General features: G+C 33.9%; 18 protein-coding genes. 9 read left to right on the top strand and 9 right to left on the bottom strand.

The genetic code is table 11. The features are described from left to right. Positions 1-4 precede the first annotated feature (4 nt). From sufC to sufD, 3 genes are all read left to right on the top strand, one after another. The gene (gene sufC, locus GQ47_RS06280; protein ID WP_008466070.1) at positions 5-751 is read left to right on the top strand and encodes a Fe-S cluster assembly ATPase SufC; all 747 of its coding nucleotides are present in this window, start codon (positions 5-7) and stop codon (positions 749-751) included. Positions 752-836: 85 nt separating this feature from the next. Next, positions 837-1,226 carry a four helix bundle protein gene (locus GQ47_RS06285; RefSeq protein WP_035646323.1) on the top strand — a complete coding sequence of 130 codons (390 nt, stop codon included), beginning with the start codon at positions 837-839 and terminating at the stop codon, positions 1,224-1,226. 47 nt (positions 1,227-1,273) lie between these two features. Continuing rightward, a complete protein-coding gene (gene sufD, locus GQ47_RS06290; RefSeq protein ID WP_035646324.1) occupies positions 1,274-2,590 on the top strand; it encodes a Fe-S cluster assembly protein SufD in 1,317 nt (438 codons plus the stop codon). A 106-nt stretch (positions 2,591-2,696) separates the two neighbouring features. On the opposite strand, the gene GQ47_RS06295 is transcribed toward sufD, so the two are convergent. Continuing rightward, positions 2,697-4,046, bottom strand: a complete 1,350-nt coding sequence (locus GQ47_RS06295) for a serine hydrolase domain-containing protein (RefSeq protein WP_035646327.1) — start codon at positions 4,044-4,046, stop codon at positions 2,697-2,699. A gap of 222 nt (positions 4,047-4,268) precedes the next feature. On the opposite strand from GQ47_RS06295, the gene GQ47_RS06300 reads away from it, so the two are divergent. The 6 genes from GQ47_RS06300 (at position 4,269) to GQ47_RS06325 (ending at position 8,423) form a co-directional block, all read left to right on the top strand. Continuing rightward, positions 4,269-5,483 carry an aminotransferase class V-fold PLP-dependent enzyme gene (locus tag GQ47_RS06300; protein ID WP_035646328.1) on the top strand — a complete coding sequence of 405 codons (1,215 nt, stop codon included), beginning with the start codon at positions 4,269-4,271 and terminating at the stop codon, positions 5,481-5,483. A gap of 11 nt (positions 5,484-5,494) precedes the next feature. Then, positions 5,495-5,920 carry a protein kinase family protein gene (locus GQ47_RS06305; protein ID WP_035646330.1) on the top strand — a complete coding sequence of 142 codons (426 nt, stop codon included), beginning with the start codon at positions 5,495-5,497 and terminating at the stop codon, positions 5,918-5,920. A 2-nt stretch (positions 5,921-5,922) separates the two neighbouring features. Next, positions 5,923-6,348, top strand: coding sequence for a SufE family protein (locus GQ47_RS06310; protein WP_035646333.1), 426 nt, complete (start codon positions 5,923-5,925; stop codon positions 6,346-6,348). A gap of 132 nt (positions 6,349-6,480) precedes the next feature. Beyond that, a complete protein-coding gene (locus tag GQ47_RS06315; RefSeq protein ID WP_017494560.1) occupies positions 6,481-6,804 on the top strand; it encodes an SUF system Fe-S cluster assembly protein in 324 nt (107 codons plus the stop codon). Between the two features lie 79 nt (positions 6,805-6,883). Then, positions 6,884-7,393, top strand: a complete 510-nt coding sequence (locus GQ47_RS06320) for a DUF2480 family protein (RefSeq protein WP_035646338.1) — start codon at positions 6,884-6,886, stop codon at positions 7,391-7,393. Between the two features lie 79 nt (positions 7,394-7,472). Further along, complete coding sequence (locus GQ47_RS06325; RefSeq protein ID WP_035646340.1) at positions 7,473-8,423, top strand: DUF3078 domain-containing protein; 951 nt, start codon at positions 7,473-7,475, stop codon at positions 8,421-8,423. A gap of 179 nt (positions 8,424-8,602) precedes the next feature. Here the strand turns inward: GQ47_RS06325 and hflX are convergent, their stop codons facing one another. From hflX to GQ47_RS06365, 8 genes are all read right to left on the bottom strand, one after another. Then, a complete protein-coding gene (gene hflX / locus GQ47_RS06330; RefSeq protein WP_035646341.1) occupies positions 8,603-9,832 on the bottom strand; it encodes a GTPase HflX in 1,230 nt (409 codons plus the stop codon). Between the two features lie 150 nt (positions 9,833-9,982). Then, entirely contained in the window at positions 9,983-10,849 is an 867-nt protein-coding gene (locus tag GQ47_RS06335) for a hypothetical protein (RefSeq protein WP_035646343.1), read from the bottom strand. 118 nt (positions 10,850-10,967) lie between these two features. Next, positions 10,968-12,308: a DUF5689 domain-containing protein gene (locus GQ47_RS06340; protein ID WP_035646344.1), complete on the bottom strand. Its 1,341-nt coding sequence runs from the start codon at positions 12,306-12,308 to the stop codon at positions 10,968-10,970. Between the two features lie 18 nt (positions 12,309-12,326). Continuing rightward, a complete protein-coding gene (locus tag GQ47_RS06345; RefSeq protein WP_035646347.1) occupies positions 12,327-15,143 on the bottom strand; it encodes a peptidase associated domain and porin domain-containing protein in 2,817 nt (938 codons plus the stop codon). Positions 15,144-15,344: 201 nt separating this feature from the next. Then, positions 15,345-16,562, bottom strand: coding sequence for an MFS transporter (locus GQ47_RS06350; protein WP_081909321.1), 1,218 nt, complete (start codon positions 16,560-16,562; stop codon positions 15,345-15,347). Positions 16,563-16,821: 259 nt separating this feature from the next. Continuing rightward, entirely contained in the window at positions 16,822-17,862 is a 1,041-nt protein-coding gene (locus GQ47_RS06355; RefSeq protein WP_035646350.1) for a Gfo/Idh/MocA family oxidoreductase, read from the bottom strand. 114 nt (positions 17,863-17,976) lie between these two features. Next, complete coding sequence (locus GQ47_RS06360; RefSeq protein ID WP_035646351.1) at positions 17,977-19,047, bottom strand: NADH:flavin oxidoreductase/NADH oxidase; 1,071 nt, start codon at positions 19,045-19,047, stop codon at positions 17,977-17,979. Between the two features lie 115 nt (positions 19,048-19,162). After that, entirely contained in the window at positions 19,163-21,313 is a 2,151-nt protein-coding gene (locus tag GQ47_RS06365) for a peptidase domain-containing ABC transporter (protein ID WP_035646352.1), read from the bottom strand. Positions 21,314-21,315: the final 2 nt, after the last annotated feature.

A 21,315-nucleotide genomic window follows, 5' to 3' on the forward strand; every position in this document is an offset into this window, starting at 1 on the left:
AACAATGTTATCAATAAAAAACCTTCACGCCGCGATTGGTGATAAAGAAATCCTGAAAGGAATTAATATAGAAGTTAAAGCTGGAGAAGTTCACGCTATCATGGGACCAAACGGTTCTGGAAAAAGTACACTTTCTGCAGTTATTGCAGGAAACGAAAACTATGAAGTTACAGACGGAGAAGTTATTCTTGACGGAGAAGATCTTGCTGATTTAGCTCCTGAAGAAAGAGCGCACAAAGGGGTTTTCCTTTCGTTTCAATATCCGGTAGAAATTCCTGGAGTTAGCGTAACTAACTTTATGAAAACGGCTATCAACGAAACGCGTAAAGCAAACGGTCAGGAAGAAATGCCGGCTAACGAAATGTTGAAAGTTATTCGTGAGAAATCTGAATTATTAGAAATTGATCGTAAATTTTTATCTCGTTCTTTAAATGAAGGTTTTTCCGGAGGAGAGAAAAAAAGAAACGAAATCTTCCAAATGGCAATGTTGGAGCCAAAATTAGCTATCCTTGACGAAACCGATTCTGGTCTTGATATCGACGCATTAAGAATTGTGGCTAATGGTGTAAACAAATTAAAAAGCGATAAAAACGCTATTATTGTTATCACACACTACCAACGTTTGTTAGATTATATCGTTCCGGATTTCGTTCACGTTCTTTACAACGGAAGAATTGTAAAATCTGGAGGAAAAGAATTGGCTTACGAACTGGAAGAAAAAGGATACGACTGGATCAAAGCAGAAAACTAAAATTTGTTTCAGGTTTCATGTTTTTTTAGTTTCAAGTTAAATTACATTTTGTAGGTTTAAACTTAAAATTATTAAAATAGAAATTATGGCAACAATAACTCGATTTGAGGATTTAGAAATCTGGAAAGAGGCTCGACGATTAGCAAAGGAAATTCATCTTATTGCAGTTCAAACAGAGTTAAGATCAGATCTCAGATTTAAAAATCAAATAAAAGATTCTTCGGGTTCAGTGATGGATAACATTGCTGAGGGATTTGAAAGAGATGGAAATTTAGAATTTCGACAATTTTTATCTATCGCAAAAGGTTCAGCCGGAGAAACAAGATCTCAATTATATCGCGTTTTTGATTTTGAATATATTTCGGAACAAAAATTCGAAGCTTTAAAAAAGGATTATGAAAATTTAAGCGGTAAAATAAAAAACTTTATCACTTACCTAAATAAAAAAGATTTCAAGGGGAATAAGTTTCAATAGGTAACCTGAAACTTGAAACCTGAAACACCGAAGGAAACAAAAGAACAATGGATTTAAAAGAAAAATTAGTATCGTCTTTTATGGCTTTTGAAGAGCGTGTCGATGTACATTCAGATTTACATGACATACGCACAAATGCTTTAAAAAACTTCGAAAATAAAGGTTTCCCAACCAAAAAAGAAGAAGCTTGGAAATATACATCGCTAAATGCCATCTTAAAAAATGACTTTACGGTTTTTCCAAAACAGGAAAATGCAATCGAATTCAATCAGGTAAAAAAGTACTTTTTACACGAAATTGATACTTACAAATTAGTATTTATAGATGGCGTTTTCAGTTCGCATTTGTCTTCTACAACGCATGACGGAATCGATGTTTGTTTGATGTCATCGGCATTGACCAAACCAAAATATAAAATGGTTATTGATACGTATTTCAACCAAATCGCAAGTAAAGATGACAGCTTGACTTCATTGAATACGGCTTTTGCAATTGAAGGTGCTTTTATCAATATCCCAAAGAAAAAAGTAGCTGATAAACCAATTGAGATTATGTATTTCTCAACAGGAAACGAATCGGCTTTAATGGTTCAACCAAGAAATTTGGTTATTGTTGGTGAAAATTCACATGTTCAAATTATCGAGCGTCACCAAAGTTTGAATGAAAACCCGGTTTTAACCAATTCGGTTACCGAGATTTTTGCCCAAAAACGTGCAATTGTTGACTATTACAAAATTCAAAACGACAATAGTGAAGCCAATTTAATTGACAACACTTTCGTTTCGCAACAACAGGAAAGTCATGCTTATGTTCATACTTTCTCTTTTGGTGGAAATTTAACTCGTAACAACTTAAACTTCTATCACTTTGGTGAAAGATTGACAAGTACGTTAAACGGAATTTCGATCTTAAACGACAAACAACACGTTGATCATTATACTTTGGTAAACCACGCAACGCCAAATTGCGAAAGTTTCCAGGATTATAAAGGAATCTTCTCTGATCGTTCAACAGGAGTTTTCAACGGAAAAGTTTTGGTAGAAAAAGAAGCTCAAAAAACAAATGCTTTCCAAAAAAGCAATAATATTTTATTGAGTGATAAAGCGACTATCAACGCAAAACCACAATTAGAGATTTTTGCGGACGACGTAAAATGTTCTCACGGTTGTACAGTTGGACAGCTTGACGAAACTGCAATGTTCTATATGCAATCTCGTGGTATTCCACAAAAAGAAGCTAAAGCTTTATTGATGTACGCATTCTCAAATGCCGTAATCGAAAGCATCAAAATACCAGAATTAAAACAAAGAATTACTAAAATCATCGCCATGAAGTTAGGCGTGAATTTAGGATTTGATTTGTAGTATTGTTTAACCGCAAGGTTCGCAAAGATTTACGCAAAGTTCGCAAGGTTTAGTTTTAAACTTTGCGAACTTTGCGCTTTTTACTTAGCGTCTTTGCGGTTAAATTTTATTTTTTTACTGAAGAAATTATCCCTTTCAAAAACCCATTAAAATCAAATCCAGGTTTTTCTTCCTTCACTCCCATTCTTACGATAACCATATCCAAAGACGGAATAATCGCCACCATTTGCCCTTGATATCCACTGCAATAAAACATATCTTTAGGAACATCTGGGAATTTCCCTCCGGCGTTTAGCCAAAATTGAGCTCCATATTTTCCTTCAGAAGTATTCGTTGGAGTTGCTGTGTATTTTACCCAGCTTTCATCCAAAATTTGCTCACCGTTCCAGTTTCCTTTGTGGAGATATAATAATCCGAATTTTGACCAGTCTCTTGGCGTTGCCCATCCGTAAGATGAACCAACGAAAGTTCCAGACATATCTTGTTCCACAATCATCGAGTTCATTCCGATTTTGTCGATTACGGCGCTGTACCAGAAATCAAGATATTCTTGTTGTGTTTTAAACTGGCCTCTTAAAATTCGGGATAATAAATTGGTTGTTCCTGATGAATAATACCAATGTGTATTCGGTTTAAACTTCGCTGGTTTATCCATTTGCACTTTTCCCATATCTTCAGATTGGAAAAGCATTTGTGTTGCATCGCAGATTGTACTGTAATTTTCTTCCCATTCTAAACCAGAATTCATATGAAGCAAATCGTTAACCGTAATATTTTTACGTTCATCATTTTGCCATTCTTTGATTGGCGCTGGTTTGTAAATATCAATTTTTCCTTGTTTAGCCAAAACCCCAAAAGCAGAACTGGTAATACTTTTTGTCATCGACCAGCCTAAAATTTTGCTGTCTTTATTGAAACCTGTATCGTATTTTTCGCCGATTAATTTGTCTTTATATAAAACTACAACGGCACGTGTGCGTTTCGCTTTCCCGCCATTTTTATCGAATGAATCGTCAATTGCTTTTTTCAATTTTGTGTAATCGACATTTGCGAAAGCAGTATCTTTTGGTTCGTTATTCCCGTAAGGAAAAGGAAGATTATTAACCAATTTTGTTCTTTTTGGAAGCAAATAGGGTTTTGAAATATCATAATCATCATTAATTAATAAAGCACCCAAACCATCTCTGTAAATAGCTTTTCTTTCTTTCAAACCATAAACTGCCGATGTTGCAAATTTTCCCACATCATCAATTGTATTTGTTGCGAGATCCAATAAATGAATATCATTATCTGTTTTCTGAATTAAATCTAAAGAGCGATGATCCATAAAATGTCCGGATGCAACGCTTTTAGCAGAAAAACCGGAAATCAAATCCAATTTCGGATACGTTGTAAATCCGAAATACAAAAAAGCAAGAACCAAAGCAAGTACAAGTACTTTTAGAAATTTTTTCATAATGATGTTAGATATTTTTAATGCAATATAAATAATTTATGTTCACGATTTTAGAACTCAAATTACAAATACAATTCGGATACCGCAGAAAACCTTATCAATTTTTAAGGATTCAGCATTTACGCCATATGACAATGGCATCATAAAAGGAAATTATAGAATTGCCGTGGAAACAAATTTAGTTTTAGTACTTTTGTAAATAGATTATTTTCTAAATAAGACATGCTAGATATTCAAAAAATAAGAGCTGATTTTCCGATACTTTCGCAAAAAGTAAACGGGAAACCTTTAGTATATTTCGACAACGGAGCCACTTCGCAAAAACCACAAATCGTGATTGATGCTGAAGTAAAATATTATCAGGAAATCAACGCCAATATTCACCGTGGCGTTCACACTTTAAGCCAGTTAGCAACTGATGCTTACGAGATTGCTCGCGGAAAAGTAAAAGACCATATCAACGCAAAACATGCGCATGAAGTTCTTTTTACTTCAGGAACAACGCACGGAATTAACTTAGTTGCAAACGGATTTGCTTCTATTTTAAAACCTGGTGATGAAGTGGTTGTTTCTTCTTTGGAACATCATAGTAACATTGTGCCTTGGCAGATGTTATGCGAAAAAACGGGGACTGTTTTAAAAGTTATTCCAATCAATGACAATGGAGAATTAATCATTGAGGAATTTGACAAACTGCTTTCAGATAAAACGAAAATTGTTACTGTAAATCATATTTCAAATGCATTGGGTGTAATCAATCCAATTAAATATATTATTGATAAAGCACACGCTGTAGGTGCTGCAGTTTTGATTGACGGTGCGCAGGCGGTTCCGCATTTAAAACCAAATGTTCAAGAATTAGATTGTGATTTTTATGCTTTTTCAGGACATAAAATGTGTGGTCCAACTGGAACCGGAATTTTATACGGAAAAGAAGAATGGCTGAACAAACTTCCTCCTTATCAAGGCGGAGGCGAAATGATCAAAGAGGTGACTTTCGAAAAAACAACTTATGCTGATCTTCCTCATAAATTTGAAGCCGGAACACCAAATATCGCTGGCGGAATTGTTTTAGGAACTGCAATTGATTATTTAAACGAGATCGGTTTTGATAAAATTCATGAATATGAAAATGAATTGTTAGAATACGCCACAAAACGTCTTAACGAAATTGAAGGTATCCGAATTTACGGAAACACTAAAAATAAAGCATCGGTAGTTTCGTTTAATATTGATGGAATTCATCCTTATGACATTGGTTCGATTATCGACAAATTAGGAATTGCAGTAAGAACCGGACATCATTGTGCTCAGCCAATTATGAATTTCTTCTGTATTCCGGGAACTATTAGAGCTTCATTCTCTTTCTACAATACAAAAGAAGAAATCGATGCGATGGTTGATGCCGTTAAGAAAGCGCAGACAATGTTAAGCTAAAAAACACTTTTATGAGAATATTATCTTTATTGCTCTTAACAATCTTCATTGGAACAAGCTGTTCGAGCCAAAAAAAAGCAGATATGAATGCTACTCAAATTGAATATTCAGCAGTTTCCAGAGGAGTTTTTAAAAAGATAATTGTTCAAAATAAAACGGCAACAGTCACAAACGGAAGAAATGCTGAACCTGTTGAAAAGAAAATTGATGATGCAAAATGGAAACAAATTGTAACTGAATTTTCGAAAGTGAATTTAGATAATATTCCAAATTTAAAAGCTCCAACCGAAAAACGTTTTTATGACGGTGCAGCAATAGGAAATTTAAAAATAACTCAAAATCAAAAAACCTACGAAACAAAAGGTTTCGATAATGGGTTTCCTCCAAAGGAAATAGAAAAACTGGTAAATTTGCTGGTTGATTTTGCTAAAGAATAATTATGACAATAAAAGAAATACAAGACGAAATAATAGACGAATTTTCAATGTTCGACGATTGGATGCAACGTTACGAATACATCATCGAACTAGGAAAAAGTCTTCCGTTAATTAAAGAAGAATACAAAGTCGACGAAAATTTAATTAAAGGTTGCCAGTCGAAAGTTTGGTTGCAAGGTGAACAAAACGATGATAAAATTGTTTTTACTGCTGATAGCGATGCTATTTTGACAAAAGGAATAATAGCGATTTTAATTCGTGCTTTCTCCAATCAAAAAGCTTCAGATATTATAAATGCTGATACTGAATTTATTGACGAAATCGGATTAAAAGAACATTTATCAGCAACACGTGCCAACGGTTTGGTTTCAATGATAAAAAACATCAAAATGTATGCTTTAGCTTTTGATGCAAAAAACAAAAATTAAAAAATTTTAAACCATTAAGGCATTAAGGTTCATAAAGTACTAAGCTTAATTTTCTTGGTAGTTAGAAGAGGATTAAGCGTACTGCAAAACTTAATTTTCTTAATATCTTAATGGTAAAAACAAAAAACAAAAATGGAACAAGAAATAGACACAAACGAATTAGGAGAATCAATCGTAAAAGTTTTAAAAGGAATTTACGATCCTGAGATTCCTGTAGATATTTACGAATTAGGATTAATTTACGATGTAATGGTAAACACAGATTACGAAGTAAAAATCTTAATGACATTAACATCTCCAAACTGCCCAGTAGCTGAGAGTTTACCAAGAGAGGTAGAAGAAAAAGTAAAAACGATCGAAAACATCAAAGATGTTGACGTTGAAATCACTTTCGATCCACCTTGGAGCAAAGATTTAATGAGCGAAGAAGCAAAATTAGAATTAGGAATGCTTTAAAAATATTTGTTTCAGGTTTAAAGTTTCAAGTTTTGCATAACGTGGAACCTGAAACTTTAAACTTGAAACCATTTTTCACATGGAAGAAATCATCAATAAAGTTGCCAATAGTGCTTTAGAAGTTTTTGATTTAGAGGATTATTATCCAAAAGGAATGCGTGTGCAAATTGACATTTCGCAATGGCTTTTGGAAGGATTCCTATTGAAAGAAAAAGACTTTAGAGAACATCTTAAAAATCACGACTGGTCACAATACCAAGATCAATATGTCGCTGTACATTGTAGTACAGACGCTATTGTTCCTGCTTGGGCTTTAATATTAGTGAGTGTTCATTTGGCTCCTTTTGCCAAAAAAGTAGTTAACGGAACCATTGAGGATTTAGACTCAAGTTTATACGAAGAAATCTTAAAAAACATAGATTATTCTGCTTACAAAAATAAACCCGTAATTGTAAAAGGCTGTTCCAAAAAACCCGTTCCAATGCGTGCGTATATTTTAGCTACAACCTATTTGCAGCCATTTGCAAGAAGCATTATGTATGGGGAAGCTTGCTCTGCAGTACCTTTATACAAAGAATCTAAGAAATAACCTGCTTTTACAATCAATTAACACTTAAGCTTTTATCGGTTTTTAGTATATTTGTTTATACACTTCTAAACTAAAAACCATGAAAAAGCTAACCCTATTACTTTTCGTTTTAGTAAACTTCACATTTGTACAAGCCCAAAATTCAGAAAAAGAGTTAATTCAGAACACTGAAAAAGCAGTAAAAAAAATTAACGATACCATCGAAGGAGAAGGCTGGAAAACAAAAGGAACTGTCTCACTTTTATTAAATCAGTCGAGTTTTAACAACTGGATTGCCGGTGGAGAGGACAGCTTTTCAGGAACTTTAGGAATCAACTACGATTTCAATTACAAAAAGGACGATCTAACTTGGGACAATAAAGTTTTAGCATCATACGGTCTTCTACAAACTAAAAATGACGACTTTACAAAAAAAACAGATGACCGCTTAGAATTCAATTCCATTGTCGGAAAAAAAGCTTTTGGGCAATGGTACTACTCTTACTTCCTGAATTTTAGAACACAATTTTCAACCGGTTACATTTACGGTCAGGACGTCAACGGAAAACAAATCAGGACAGAACAAACCAAATTCATGTCTCCTGGATACCTTACTACTGGTCCCGGAATTTATTGGACAAAAGATGATAATCTTAAAATAAATTTCGCACCACTGACTTCAAAATTCACTTTTGTAGACAATGCTTATACAACCGGAATCGATAGATTCACAGGTCTGCCTTATGTTGACGGCTCTTATTTTGGTGTTGATGAAGGTAAAAGTATGCGATATGAGTTGGGTTTTTACGCTTCAGTTTATTATAAACTGGCCATTATGACCAACGTAACAGCCGAAAACACCTTGAATCTTTATTCCAACTATCTGGAAGATCCACAAAACGTCGACATCAATTATTCGCTGAATATTATCATGAAAGTCAACAAATTTTTATCAGCCAATTTTTCCTTCCAGGCCATTTATGACGATAATGCTTTTCAAGGCTTACAAACCAGAGAAGTTTTTGGTTTAGGAATCAATTTCGGATTTTAATTGTTAGGAGCATCGCAAAAGGCATTTTAACAAACATGGTTTCCCGCTCTCGGCTATATCTCGCTGTTGCCCTATCGGGCCAGCAAGGATACCGCCTCCATCGGGGCTAGATTCAAACAATTGGCTTCTTTTAAACATTAAAAAAACGGCTTTTGAATGTATCAAAAGCCGTTTCTATTTTATTCCTCTTCTTTTTCAATTGCATCCTTATAATCCGGATACAAGAACTTATTATAAGGAAATCTCGTGATATGAATTTGACGAACAGCTTCATAAACCATTTCTCTAAATTCCTCAAAATTTTGTTTTTGTGTTGCCGAAATAAACAATGTTTTATCATGACCAACATTACTCATCCAGGTTTGCTTCCATTCATCGAGTGTCCAGTGTTTTCTGGTTTTCTCTGTAATCAAATCATCTTCCTCTATTGTCAAATGTTTGTAGGCATCAATTTTATTAAAAACCATAATAACCGGTTTTTCATGCGCTTTAATGTCCTGCAAAATCTGATTTACAGATTCAATATGATCTTCAAAATCCGGATGCGAAATATCTACAACATGCAATAATAAATCGGCTTCGCGAACCTCATCCAATGTACTTTTAAAAGAATCTACTAATTGTGTTGGCAATTTTCTAATAAATCCAACAGTATCCGAAAGCAAAAATGGCAAATTTTTAATTACCACTTTTCGAACTGTTGTATCTAAAGTAGCAAACAATTTATTCTCAACAAAAACTTCACTTTTACCAACTGCATTCATCAAAGTCGATTTCCCAACGTTTGTATAACCAACCAATGCCACACGAACCATTGCTCCGCGATTGCTTCGCTGAATACTCATTTGTTTATCTATCGTTTTGATTTTATCTTTCAAAAGCGAAATTCGGTCACGAACGATACGTCTGTCCGTTTCAATCTCCGTTTCACCAGGTCCACGCATACCAATACCTCCTTTTTGACGCTCAAGGTGTGTCCATAAGCCCGAAAGTCTTGGTAATAAATAGATACATTGTGCAAGTTCAACCTGAGTTCTTGCATATGATGTTTCGGCTCTTTGGGCAAAAATATCCAAGATCAAGTTTGTCCTGTCCAGAATTTTGGCATCAATAATTCTTGAGATATTTTTTTGCTGAGATGGAGTCAACTCATCATCAAAAATAACCGTCGATATTCCGTTTTCTTTTACAAAAAGATTGATTTCGTCTATTTTTCCCGTACCCACAAAAGTCTTCGGATTCGGGCGTTCCATTTTTTGCGAAAAGCGTTTTATAACTTCACCACCTGCGGTAAAAGTCAAAAACTCTAATTCGTCTAAATATTCGTTAAGTTTTTCCTCACTTTGATTTTGAGTAATAATACCAACAATGGCTGTTCTCTCAAAATTTATAACTTCTTTCTCTAACATATCTTAAAATAAGCTACAAATTTAATCATTTGTACACTACTTACAATTATAGAATTTCAATTTTAAATTCTAATTAAAAAAATAAACCATTTATAAATCAGGCAATAAAACCTAATTTATAAATGGTATCCAAATTTTATCTGAAACTGTTTATTCGTAAATAAACGTTTTTTCTGTTTTTACGATTCCGTTTTCTTCAATCTGAGAACATGAAATTGGAAAATTCAGTTTGTTGTATTTATATTTTCTGCTTACAGCAACTAATGCAGTTGATGACGGACTGAAATTCATTTCATTATTGTATGAAATCGATTCAAATGCAAATTCTTCTTCATGATACGAAATCATTGGTACAATTATCCTGTAATTATCACCGAAAAGGCTTTGAACAATTATTTGATCGACCGATTTTTTATCATCATAAGTAAATGATTTCGAGATTTTATCTCCAACCAAACCTTTGTGTTTTGAGACATTATCATTTACATACACATATTCGATTTTGCCAATAATCTGTTTGTTTCTATCGCGCGAAGTACGTCTTACAATGATTCCGTTTTCTACGATGTATTCAATATCTTCAACTAAATTTTGGTGATTCGTACTTTTTTTAGTCGTTACTTTTACTCGTGCTCCTTCATAAAAAAAAGTGACAACTTTTGTAATATAATCAGGTCCTTCCTGATATTTTTTTACAAATTTGATAATGTTGTTGTCTGCATCATAAGTATAATTCACGACCTCTTTCCAGTCGCTTCCAACTTTATCTTTTACCGTCATATCCAACAAACCATTTTTGTTGTAAGAGAAGTGCTGAACAACATCCGAAGTTGTAATAGTCTGAATTTTTCCGTCTTTAAAAACAACCGTTTTGTTTACAATTTCACCATCTTTTGAGTTTTGGTAATTTGTCTTTACAATGTTGATCTGCTTTAATTTAACGGCATCGGCCTGATCCTGGCTGTGCATCAAACATGGGAATACCATCATCAAGATGGCGATAAAGTAGGTTTTCATTTTGTTCTTGTATTAATTTGGGATGACCAAAATACAAAATTCTGACAAATTCTAATAGTTTAAATCTCAAAAACAATTACCATTAGTTTTTTTCTTAAAAATCAAAAAAAATAATTACCTACTTTTCGCCAAAAATCTTCACGTCATCAACCATAAAGGCACCATTGAGAGTCTTGTCTTTTCCAGATCCAACATATCTAAATGCAATATTGATATTTCCTGAGTAAGCTGACAAATCAATTCCGCCTGAACTTATAAATTGTCGGGCAGGTGTGGCAAGTGAAGGTATTTTTGCTTCTAATTTTGTCCATTTTGCTTTAGTAATATTAGAACCGTCAAAGTTTGACGAAACATAAACTTCTAGTGTATTCAAAAGCGAATCTGTCTTTAAATCGTGCTGTGCGCTTCTAAAAGACAATACCGGATTTTTATAACCTGTTAAATTAATTTTTGGAGAAATCAGCCAGGCAATATTTTCAGCAGCAGTTGTACTTGTGGTATTAAATTCGGCATATCCGTTTCCTGAATACACCATGCTTTTCCATAGTTTTGCCGCTTTTTCGACAATGTTACTCCAACCCGGAAGCACAAAATTGACATTGTTTTTAACCGACTGAAAATCTTCTGCAAAAAATGGAGTATTTCTTTTTCCGTTCATTTTGATATCACTTTCAAACCGAACCATAAATTGATAATCTGATCCAAACTTTGTCAAAATTCCACGAACTTTACCACTTCCTTCCGAAACAGAATGATCAGCAAATTTTGCATAACCGCTGGTTCTAAAAATAATCTGATTTCCTGTATTATCTCTTAAATTCCAATTCGTTGAACCGCCCACATTATTGGTTTCTTCAAAATAATGGCGTCCTAAAGCTTCTTCTGTAAATTCAACATTATTAAGTTCAATCAAAGTATTTAATTTCGAATCGTTCAAAGCTTCTTCAATAGAAATCGATTCTACTAATTCATTTTCATCGATTGTTGCGCATGATGCATTCAAAACATTTTTAAATTCATTTTGCGAAATTCTCCCAATCGTAGGATCGCCCGAACCACTCACATACAAACTTCCAACTCGTAACCCGCCATAATACAAATCTGTAAATTGATTTTTAAGTTTTACGTAAACCTTATTTCCTACTCTATAATCGATGTACGAATTTGAAGCATCGAGCGGAACACTAAATCCAATTGCCTTATTTTTTCCAGCAGATTTTGTTTGAAACGAAATGGTTTTAAAAAAATTTCCTTCTTCATCACTTGAAACGACATAGGCTTCTATAATATCATCATATGTATATTGTCTGGCCGTTGGACTTGAAAGTTCATATACTTTTTCGACTGTTTTATTTACCGTAAAATCAGGTTGTGTACACTCTAATTTTGGAGTTTCAATTTCAGTACTGCAGCTAATAAAAACCAATGATAAAGTTGAAAATAGAACTATTTTTTTCATAAGAAATAAATTTTCAGTTTATAAACCGATTGTAAGATTTAAGAAATAAGTTCGGCCGTAGCCGTAATAATATTTTGAGCCAAATGAAGGTGTCCCGCTCGAAATATCTTGATTCAACGATCTGAAATTAGCATTTCGAGCCTGTTCAAAACCGCCTGTTTTGTACATTAAATTCAATACATTATTAACACTGGCAAAAAGGCCAACATACTTTTTGTGAATGCGCCAGGACTTGCCTCCACTGATATTAAGCAATGTAATTGGATTAAATTTTTCTTGCTTTAGCAATTCATTACCTCGTTCAGAAGTAGCTTCGGGATAAGGAAATCCGCTCACTGGATTAATATAAAATTGAGATGTTCTAGAGATTGGTGAAACATCAATATAATTGTCCGTCAAGTAATTTATATTAGCACTGAGCCACCAAAACTTGGGATCGCGATATTCTAATCCAAAGGAATATGCCTGTTGAGACGTTCCTGCCTGCTTGTAATTTTTAAGATAAGCGGAGCCAAAATCAAAAATAGTCTGCGCACCGTTTTTTTCAGCATTAGCATCATTTGTAATAACAACATTTGGATTGCTGCTGTAAATAAAATTACCGTAGGAAGCTGCAAAAATGGTTTTTAACGTTGGTGATATTTGGTATTCAAAACTTAGTTCTGTTCCTGTATTTTTCTTGTCTAATTTTGTTAAAGTCTGGCTGACAAATCCATCAGTTGCATCATGACCGCCACCATTTTCAAAAACTCCTTCCGCATAAAAAAAAGAAGTTTTTGAAGTGTTTTTTATTGCTGTATAATAAACGGTAAAACGCATTTTAAGTTTTGGCGAACGATATACATAATTTGCTTCGGCACTGCTTATATTTTCACTTTCAATTCCATCTACAACCGAATTATTTAAGCGTGAATTTGAAAATGTATTTCTTAGAGATGGCGCTCTGGTAAGATGTTCACCATTGAAAAAAAGCCATTGTTTACCTGAAATTTTATACGTAAAACCAGCTTTAAAACCAAAATTCTCAAAATTTACTCTATCACTTTTTCCTAAAGAATTTTTGGAATAAATCCCATTTTGATATAATCCTTCCCGCTGATAATTGGACACCGAATAAGATTGACCTAGATAAAATTCCGTTTTATTATAAGAAAATTTAAACTGCGTAAAAGCATCTAAACTATTAGCCAAAAGATTATAATTGTAACCATAAACATCTCCTTCTTTGACCAAGCGATCTGGATGCTGCAAATCAGATTGCGACAAATTCCCTTTATAAAAAGGATCAATATCTAAAAAGTATTCACCGCCAAGAAGGTCCAGTAAATACTGAAAATTATGTGATTTTAAATTTCGGTAAACAAGGCCTCCGTCAAAATAAAGGTTTGAATTTATCTGAGTATTTACAGTCGAATTTACTGCAAAAGTTTTATCATCTGTCCGGTCTTCATAAAGCACATAATGACTTTGAGCAGGTTCGTGACCATTTTCAGTTGGTTTCTGATTTGCCAAATACATTGCGTTCCAGTCAATTTGAGGATTTGCCAGAAATACCGTTTTGCTTTTTTCAGCATTTTCATAATCGGGAGTAAACTCTCCTGAAAATTCGCCATGATCTTTTGTATAAAGCGAACTAAAATAACTTGGCATTTTTCGGTAATAAACTGGATCTGGGCTATTCGCATTTTGATAATCAATATTGCTGTTTCCAACTTTTCCAAACTGATACATTATACCTGAATTCAGATTCGTTTTTTCATCAATTTTAAAATAATGATTCAACATGAACAGTGGTTCTTCGATGTTTTTTACCCTTGCATTCCGTTTTTCGTCATTTTGAAATCCCCAATACGAATTGTATTTTTCACCCATTAAGTTTGTTGTCTCATTCGTATTTGGTGAATTTTTCCCTCGAGAATTCGGCGTATAAAATCCCGTAAAATTGAGTGAATGTTTGTTGTTTAGTTTTTTCTCAACACTAATAAAAAAGGAATCTGCGTTAAAATTTGTTCCGTCAAAATAACCTTCTTCTGCCCATCTTTTTCCGGCTGATATTACATAAGCCCATCCAGAAGCGTCCATTCCTGAAGCATAAGTTCCTATAGCGCGCCACAAATAAGTTGTATTGCTACCTGAAAAAGTGAGCTGTGTTCCCTTTCGATACAAAGAAGCTCGTGTCGCAATTTGCTGCGTTCCTAAAACGCCTCCAAAAGTATAACTTGAAACCGCGGCACCAACTGAAAATTCCTGATTTCGGAGTACATTATTCAAACCTCCCCAATTGTTCCATTGTGGTCTTCCATCATAAATCTTATTCATTGTCATTCCGTTGAGCATCATGGTTCCGTTTTCACTGTCTAAACCGCGAACCTTGAATCGGGCCTGACCCCAATTAAAAGCAGAAGCTTGCATAAAAGCATCTTTTGAAGACTGCAAAAGTCCAGATGTCATATCTGAAGAACTACTGTCATCAGACAAATCAGTATCTAATAAAGTGATTAATGCAGCTGGAGTTTCATCTGAATACAAATCTTCCAATTGAAGCATACCGAGATATACAATTTGCCCAAATTTTGAGTGAATTTTCAGAAGCAAATCTTTGCATCCTTGACTGCGAATTAAAAGCAATTGTTCTCCTTGTATATCTGAATGCAATTCAAATTGACCCGTCTTTGAAGTAAGTTTTGTTATTGCCGTATTTTGAATACTAACGACAACATTCGCAAGCGGATTTTGCGTTTTGGCATCAACAACAATTCCTCTAAAAACTGTTTCTTGCGCAAAAGCAAAATTAAAAACCAGTAAAGTAAATAACACGAAGTATTTTTTAACCATTAAAATTCCAATTTATTTTTGAAAATAATTTCAGGATCGCAATCCTTATTCAAAAGATAAAATTGGTTTTTGGAAAAGAGAATTTAGCCGTATTGGCAGAGGTTTTAAAATTCAAAAGTAAAATAAAATTCTTACAAATTTTAAATAAATAATAGAAATGCTGTAAAAAAGCTCTTTACTCATCAATTTTTTTAGAAAAACTTAAGCTGAAGTTCTGATTTTAGAAACCATAAAAGCGATTAGCACGCCAAAAATACCGATAAAGGCAAAAGAGAATTGAAGTCCAAAATTCTGAGCAATGTGACCAATAACGGGAGGTCCCATCAAAAAGCCAAGAAAACTAACACTTGAAACAATAGTTAAAGCTTCACCTGGCGGAACAGTCGGGTTTTTTCCTGCCATACTATAAACCGTAGGAACAATAGTTGCAACGCCTAAACCAACTGCCATAAAAGCAATGGTACAAGGAATTAAATAAGGTAAAAAAACCGCAGTAAAAAGTCCGCCCGAGATCATGACACCGCTAATCTGCATGACACGTTCGCGTCCAAATTTATTGATTAGGCCATCGCCTAAAAATCTTCCGCTCGCCATCATAATCATGAATGAAGTATATCCTAAAATCACCAAAGGTCCTGGGGCTTTTACAATATCTTTAAAATAAACACCACTCCAGTCGAACATTACGCCTTCACTAGCCATACTACAAAATCCAATGACACCAAGCCAAATTAAAACGCTGTCTGGTTTTGTAAATAATTTTTTCTTTTCGCCTTTGTGTTTGATTTTTTCTTTGGCTTTGACCAAAAATTTAAAATTAAAAGCAATCATAACCAACACTATTCCGGCAACAATTAAAAAATGATGCAAAGGAGATAAATTTAAAGCTAGCATTCCTAAACCAACCAAAGCTCCTGTAAAACCAGCAAAACTCCACATTCCGTGAAACGATGACATGATTGTTTTTCTGAAAAGTACTTCGGTATAAACGCCTTGAGTATTTACGGCGATATTGGCTAAATTTCCAAATAAACCAAACAAAAATAATCCTAATGATAATTGTAGTGCCGTGGTTGAAAGGCCTAAATTGACCAAACACAACACATACATTATTAAAGAGAAAATTAAAACGCGGTGGCTTCCAAATTTAGTGACCATTTTTCCTGAAAAAGGCATAATGATTAATTGTCCCATTGGCAGGGCAAAAAGTATCGAACCCAAATCACCTTCGGTTAAATTCAAAGCGGTTTTAATATCTGGAATTCGGCTTGCCCAAGTTGCAAAACTTAATCCCATTCCGAAATAAAACATTCCAACTGCAAAACGAATTCGGTTTAAATAAGAAGCTTTTGCTTCTCTAAAAACTTTCTTGATTTTTCCTTTTGTCTGAAAAAGTTCTAGTGGATTGAAATTTATCAAAATCGATGCATTTTGGGATTATACTATAAAAGTACAAAAAAGCTGCGTATTTCTTTTATGATGAAAAATGTTCCTTTATTTACAACGTTATTGTTTATAAATTGGCAAACCAAATTAATTTTAACACATAGAAACATAGATTTTTTTCATGCGTAAAAGGCGTTTCACTTTGAATAAAAACACATAGCTATGTGAATTTTAACAAGTGAAACGCCTTCTATTAAATTGGATAAGCTATGTCTCTATGTGTTTAAAAAAATTACAAATTAATTACAGTGCGTTGTGCGTTGCTCGCAATTGCAGCTTCGATAATCTGCATTACTTTTACGCCATCTTGACCTGTAACTGGTTCTGTCGTATCGTTTATAATTGAATTGTAAACGCCGTCAAAAAAGGAGAAATAATTTCCTTGTAATGTCGGGACTTTTTCACGAATTATTTTTCCATCAATTTCGGTATGCAAAAGACCTTGCAGATTTTCAGGTTCTGTTCCCCAAGATTCTAAATTTGGTTTTTCACCAATTTTCAATTCATCTTCCTGAACATCGCCTCTCGGTTTTAAGAAAGAACCTTTTCTGCCATGAATCGTAAACGCTGGATTGGCTTCTCTAACAAAAAATCCAGCTTTTAAGCGCACTCTGAAAACTTCATAAATTAGTAATAAGTCAATATAATCGTCGACTAATGAATTTTCTCTGGTATATCGAATATCTGCAAAAACCGATTTTGGCGAACCAAATAAACAAATCGCCTGATCAATCAAATGCGGACCTAAATCTTTCAGGATTCCGGCTCCATCATTGGCTGTTTCCTTATGCGCTTTCGGACTCAGCAATGGGTTATATCTGTCAAAATGGAATTCGGCTTCCACCAATTCTCCTAAAACGCCGTCATTAATTATTTTCTGAATCGTTTTAAAATCGCTGTCCCATCTTCTGTTTTGAAAAACGGCTAATTTTAATCCTTTTTCTTTTGCTATTTGAGTCAGCTCTTCGGCCTCTGCAACAGTTGTTGTGAAAGCTTTTTCGACAACAGCATGTTTTCCTGCCAAAAGTACTTTTTTCGCATATTCGTAATGTGTGCCAACTGGCGTGTTTACGATTACCAAATCGACATCATCTGCCAATACATCATCAATTGAGGGATAACTTTTTACGTCAGGATAATCTTCCTGAATAAGTTTTTTGCTTCGTTCCCAAGATCCTAATAATTCAAATCCGGGATGAATATCTAAAAACGGAGCGTGAAAAACTTTCCCCGACATTCCGTATGATAATAGTGCTGTTTTTATTTTTTGCATGTTGTTATGATTTTTTTTTCCGCCACGACCCGAGCGATAGCGAACAGGCGAAGCAATTCACGAATTTATTTTTTAAACAAAACTTGTAATTCGTGAATTCGTGGCGGAAAAATATTAAAGTTTAGCTCTTTCGTATTGTTTTGGCCATTGAATATCGTCGTTTAATGTTGCTGCAAAATCCAAAGGCAAATTCGGATTTCTTAATGATTCTCTGGCAAACAAAATTAAATCGGCCTGACCATTATTCAAAATTTCTTCTGCTTGTTTTGCTTCCGTAATTAAACCAACGGCTCCCGTCAAAATATGGGCTTCTTTTTTAACTTTTTCTGCAAAAGGAACCTGATAACCTGGTCCAATATTAATTTTTTGATGCGAAACCAATCCGCCAGACGAAACATCGATTAAATCTACTCCTTTTTCTTTTAATATTTTTGAAAGCTGTACAGATTCTTCAGCATTCCATCCATTTTCTGCCCAATCTGTTGCTGAAATTCGAACAAATAATGGTAAATCTGAAGGCCATTCGGTTTGAACTGCTTCCACGATTTCTAATGTAAATCGGATTCTGTTTTCGAAACTTCCTCCATATTCATCGGTTCTGATATTTGTCAAAGGTGACAAAAACTGATGCAACAAATAGCCGTGCGCCGCATGAATTTCTACAACCTGATATCCCGCTTCAACTACTCTTTTTGTAGCCGATTTAAAATCTGATATTATTTTTTGAATTCCGTTTTTATCTAAAGCTTCCGGAAGAAAAGGTTCGCCCTCGTGATACGGAATGGCACTTGGCGCAACAGTTTGCCATCTGCCTTGAGCGAAATCTAATTTTTTATTGCCAAGCCAAGGAGCCGAAACACTTGCTTTTCGTCCCGCATGCGCTAGTTGAATTCCGGGAATCGAATTTTGAGAAACAATAAAAGCATTGATTTGTTTCAGTTTTTCGATATGTTCGTCTTTCCAGATTCCAAGATCAGCAGGAGAAATTCTCGCTTCTGGAGAAACTGCAGTTGCTTCCTGAATAATCAATCCGGCGCCTCCGCTTGCACGGCTTCCTAAATGAACCAAATGCCAGTCGTTTGCAAATCCGTCTTCAGCCGAATATTGGCACATTGGCGAAATGACAATTCTATTTTTTAAAGTGGTGTTTTTTATTGTTAAAGAAGAAAATAATTGTGAAGCCATAATTGTAACTTTTAATGAATTTAGACTACCAATTGAAGACAATAGCCGTTTAAAAAGTAAAGTTACGGTATCCTTATAAAAGAGGAAATCTAAATGTTTATTAATTAACAAACATTTAAAGCAAATTCTGTTTATTCCAAAGGTTATAATATTCTGATTTTTGTTCCAATAAATTCAAATGATTTCCAGATTCAACAATATTTCCTTCTTTCATTACCAAAATTGTATCAGCATTTGCAATTGTACTCAATCGATGTGCAATAACAATTATCGTTTTTCCTTGTGATTTAAAATTATCTATTACTTGTTTTACAATTTTTTCTGAATTACTATCCAATGATGAAGTCGCTTCGTCCATTAATAAAATTTCAGGATTTTTATACAATGCTCTTGCGATAGCAATTCTTTGCTTTTGTCCTCCAGAAAGCATTGCTCCGTTTTCTCCAATTTGAGTTTCAAAACCATTTGGCAGTTTTTCTACAAATTCATTAATACCTAATTGTTTTGATAAGTCTAAAATTCTTTGAATATTTGGAAAAGAATCTCCCAAAGCAATGTTGTCTATAATATTTCCGGAAAATAAATTTAATTGTTGCGGAATAACTCCTACCATTTTCCGCAAACTTTGATAATGAATAAATTTCGTGTCATATTTACCAATTAAAATTTTTCCTTCTTTTATTGGGTACAAGTTTTGAAGAAGTGAAATTAATGTTGTTTTCCCACTACCGCTTTCTCCAACTATTGCTGTCATTTCATTCTTTTTAAATACTGCACTAAAACTTTTAAAAACCTCTACACGAGAACCGTAACGAAAGGAAACATTCTCGAATTTTATATCTCCTAAATTCTCTTTTTGCAATTCGACCTTATTTTCTGTTTCCTCTCTTTCCAAGTCCATTATTTCAAATAACCTGTCAGCTGCAATTAGTGCATTTTGCGCTGTTTTATTCATATTTATTAAAGAAGCGACTGGTGAAGTAAAATATCCTATTAAAGCATAAAACGAAAATAATTCTCCTGGAGTTATAGCTCTGTCAATCACATAACCAGAACCAATCCACATTAAAATAATAGTAAAGAGAGACGCTAGAAATTGCGTTGATGTTGTTGCGAAAATCCCATTTAATCCTGATTTATAAGTTGTAAATAAAAGCTTTACGAATTTATTTTCGGTTTTTAAATTTGAAAATTCTTCAATTCCAAATTCTTTTACAGTTCTAACATGCGTAATGCTTTCAACTAATTGTGTTTGCAGTTCTGCAGCATTTTCCATTATGTTTCTTTCAACTTTTTTATTGAATTTGTTTAGCAGAAAATAAATTAAAACATAAAAAGGAATGACTAAAACAATAACCAGAGCCAATTTCCAATAATAAGTGAACATTAATGAAAATGAAAAAATGACAATAAAAACATTTACAATCATTTCTATTGCAACTTCATTTATAAACGAACGTATTTTTACAGCATCATTAATTCGAGAGGTGATTTCGCCTATTTGCATGGTATCAAAAAAGCGCTGAGGCAGATGGAGCAAATGTTTATAATAGCCTAAAATTAATTTAGCATCAATTAATTGACCCGTTTTCATAACAAAAATACTTTTCTGCGAGCCAATAAAAGCTTGCAGAAAAATTACTGCAATCATAGAAACACTCAATAAATTGAGCAGATTTCTATTTCCATCAACCAAAACATAATCAGTTATTTTTTGTATGTAGATTGACATTGCCAGTCCTAAAACTGTAAACAATATTGCCCCAACTAAAGCCTGAATTAAAATAGTTTTGTGTGGCTGAATTAAATTCCAAAATCTTTTTATGGGTGAAGTTTTCTCATTAAGAGTTTTAAAATCATTATTTGGCGCAAAAAGAATTAATACTCCTGACCATATTTTTTGAAAATCTTCAAAAGTATATGTTTGCATTTTACCAAAACCAGGATCCATGACCGTGATTTTAGATTTCTCGATTTTATAAATTACCACATAATGATGAAGCTGTTCTCGTGTAATAATATGAGCAATAGCAGGTAACGGGATTTTATCTAAAGAATCTAAACCGCCTTTTACACCTTTTGCCGTAAAGCCCATTTTATCAGCTGCTTCAATTATCCCCAAGACATTTGTACCGCGTTTATCTGTATTTGCATATTGACGTATTCTGGCAATAGGCAAATTAACTTTGAAATGATTTCCAATAGATGCCAAACAAGCAGCACCACAATCTTTAATATCATGTTGTTTTATTTTTACTGAAGCCATTG

It is taken from the genome of Flavobacterium sp. ASV13 (genome assembly GCF_000745775.1).
GTDB lineage: Bacteria > Bacteroidota > Bacteroidia > Flavobacteriales > Flavobacteriaceae > Flavobacterium.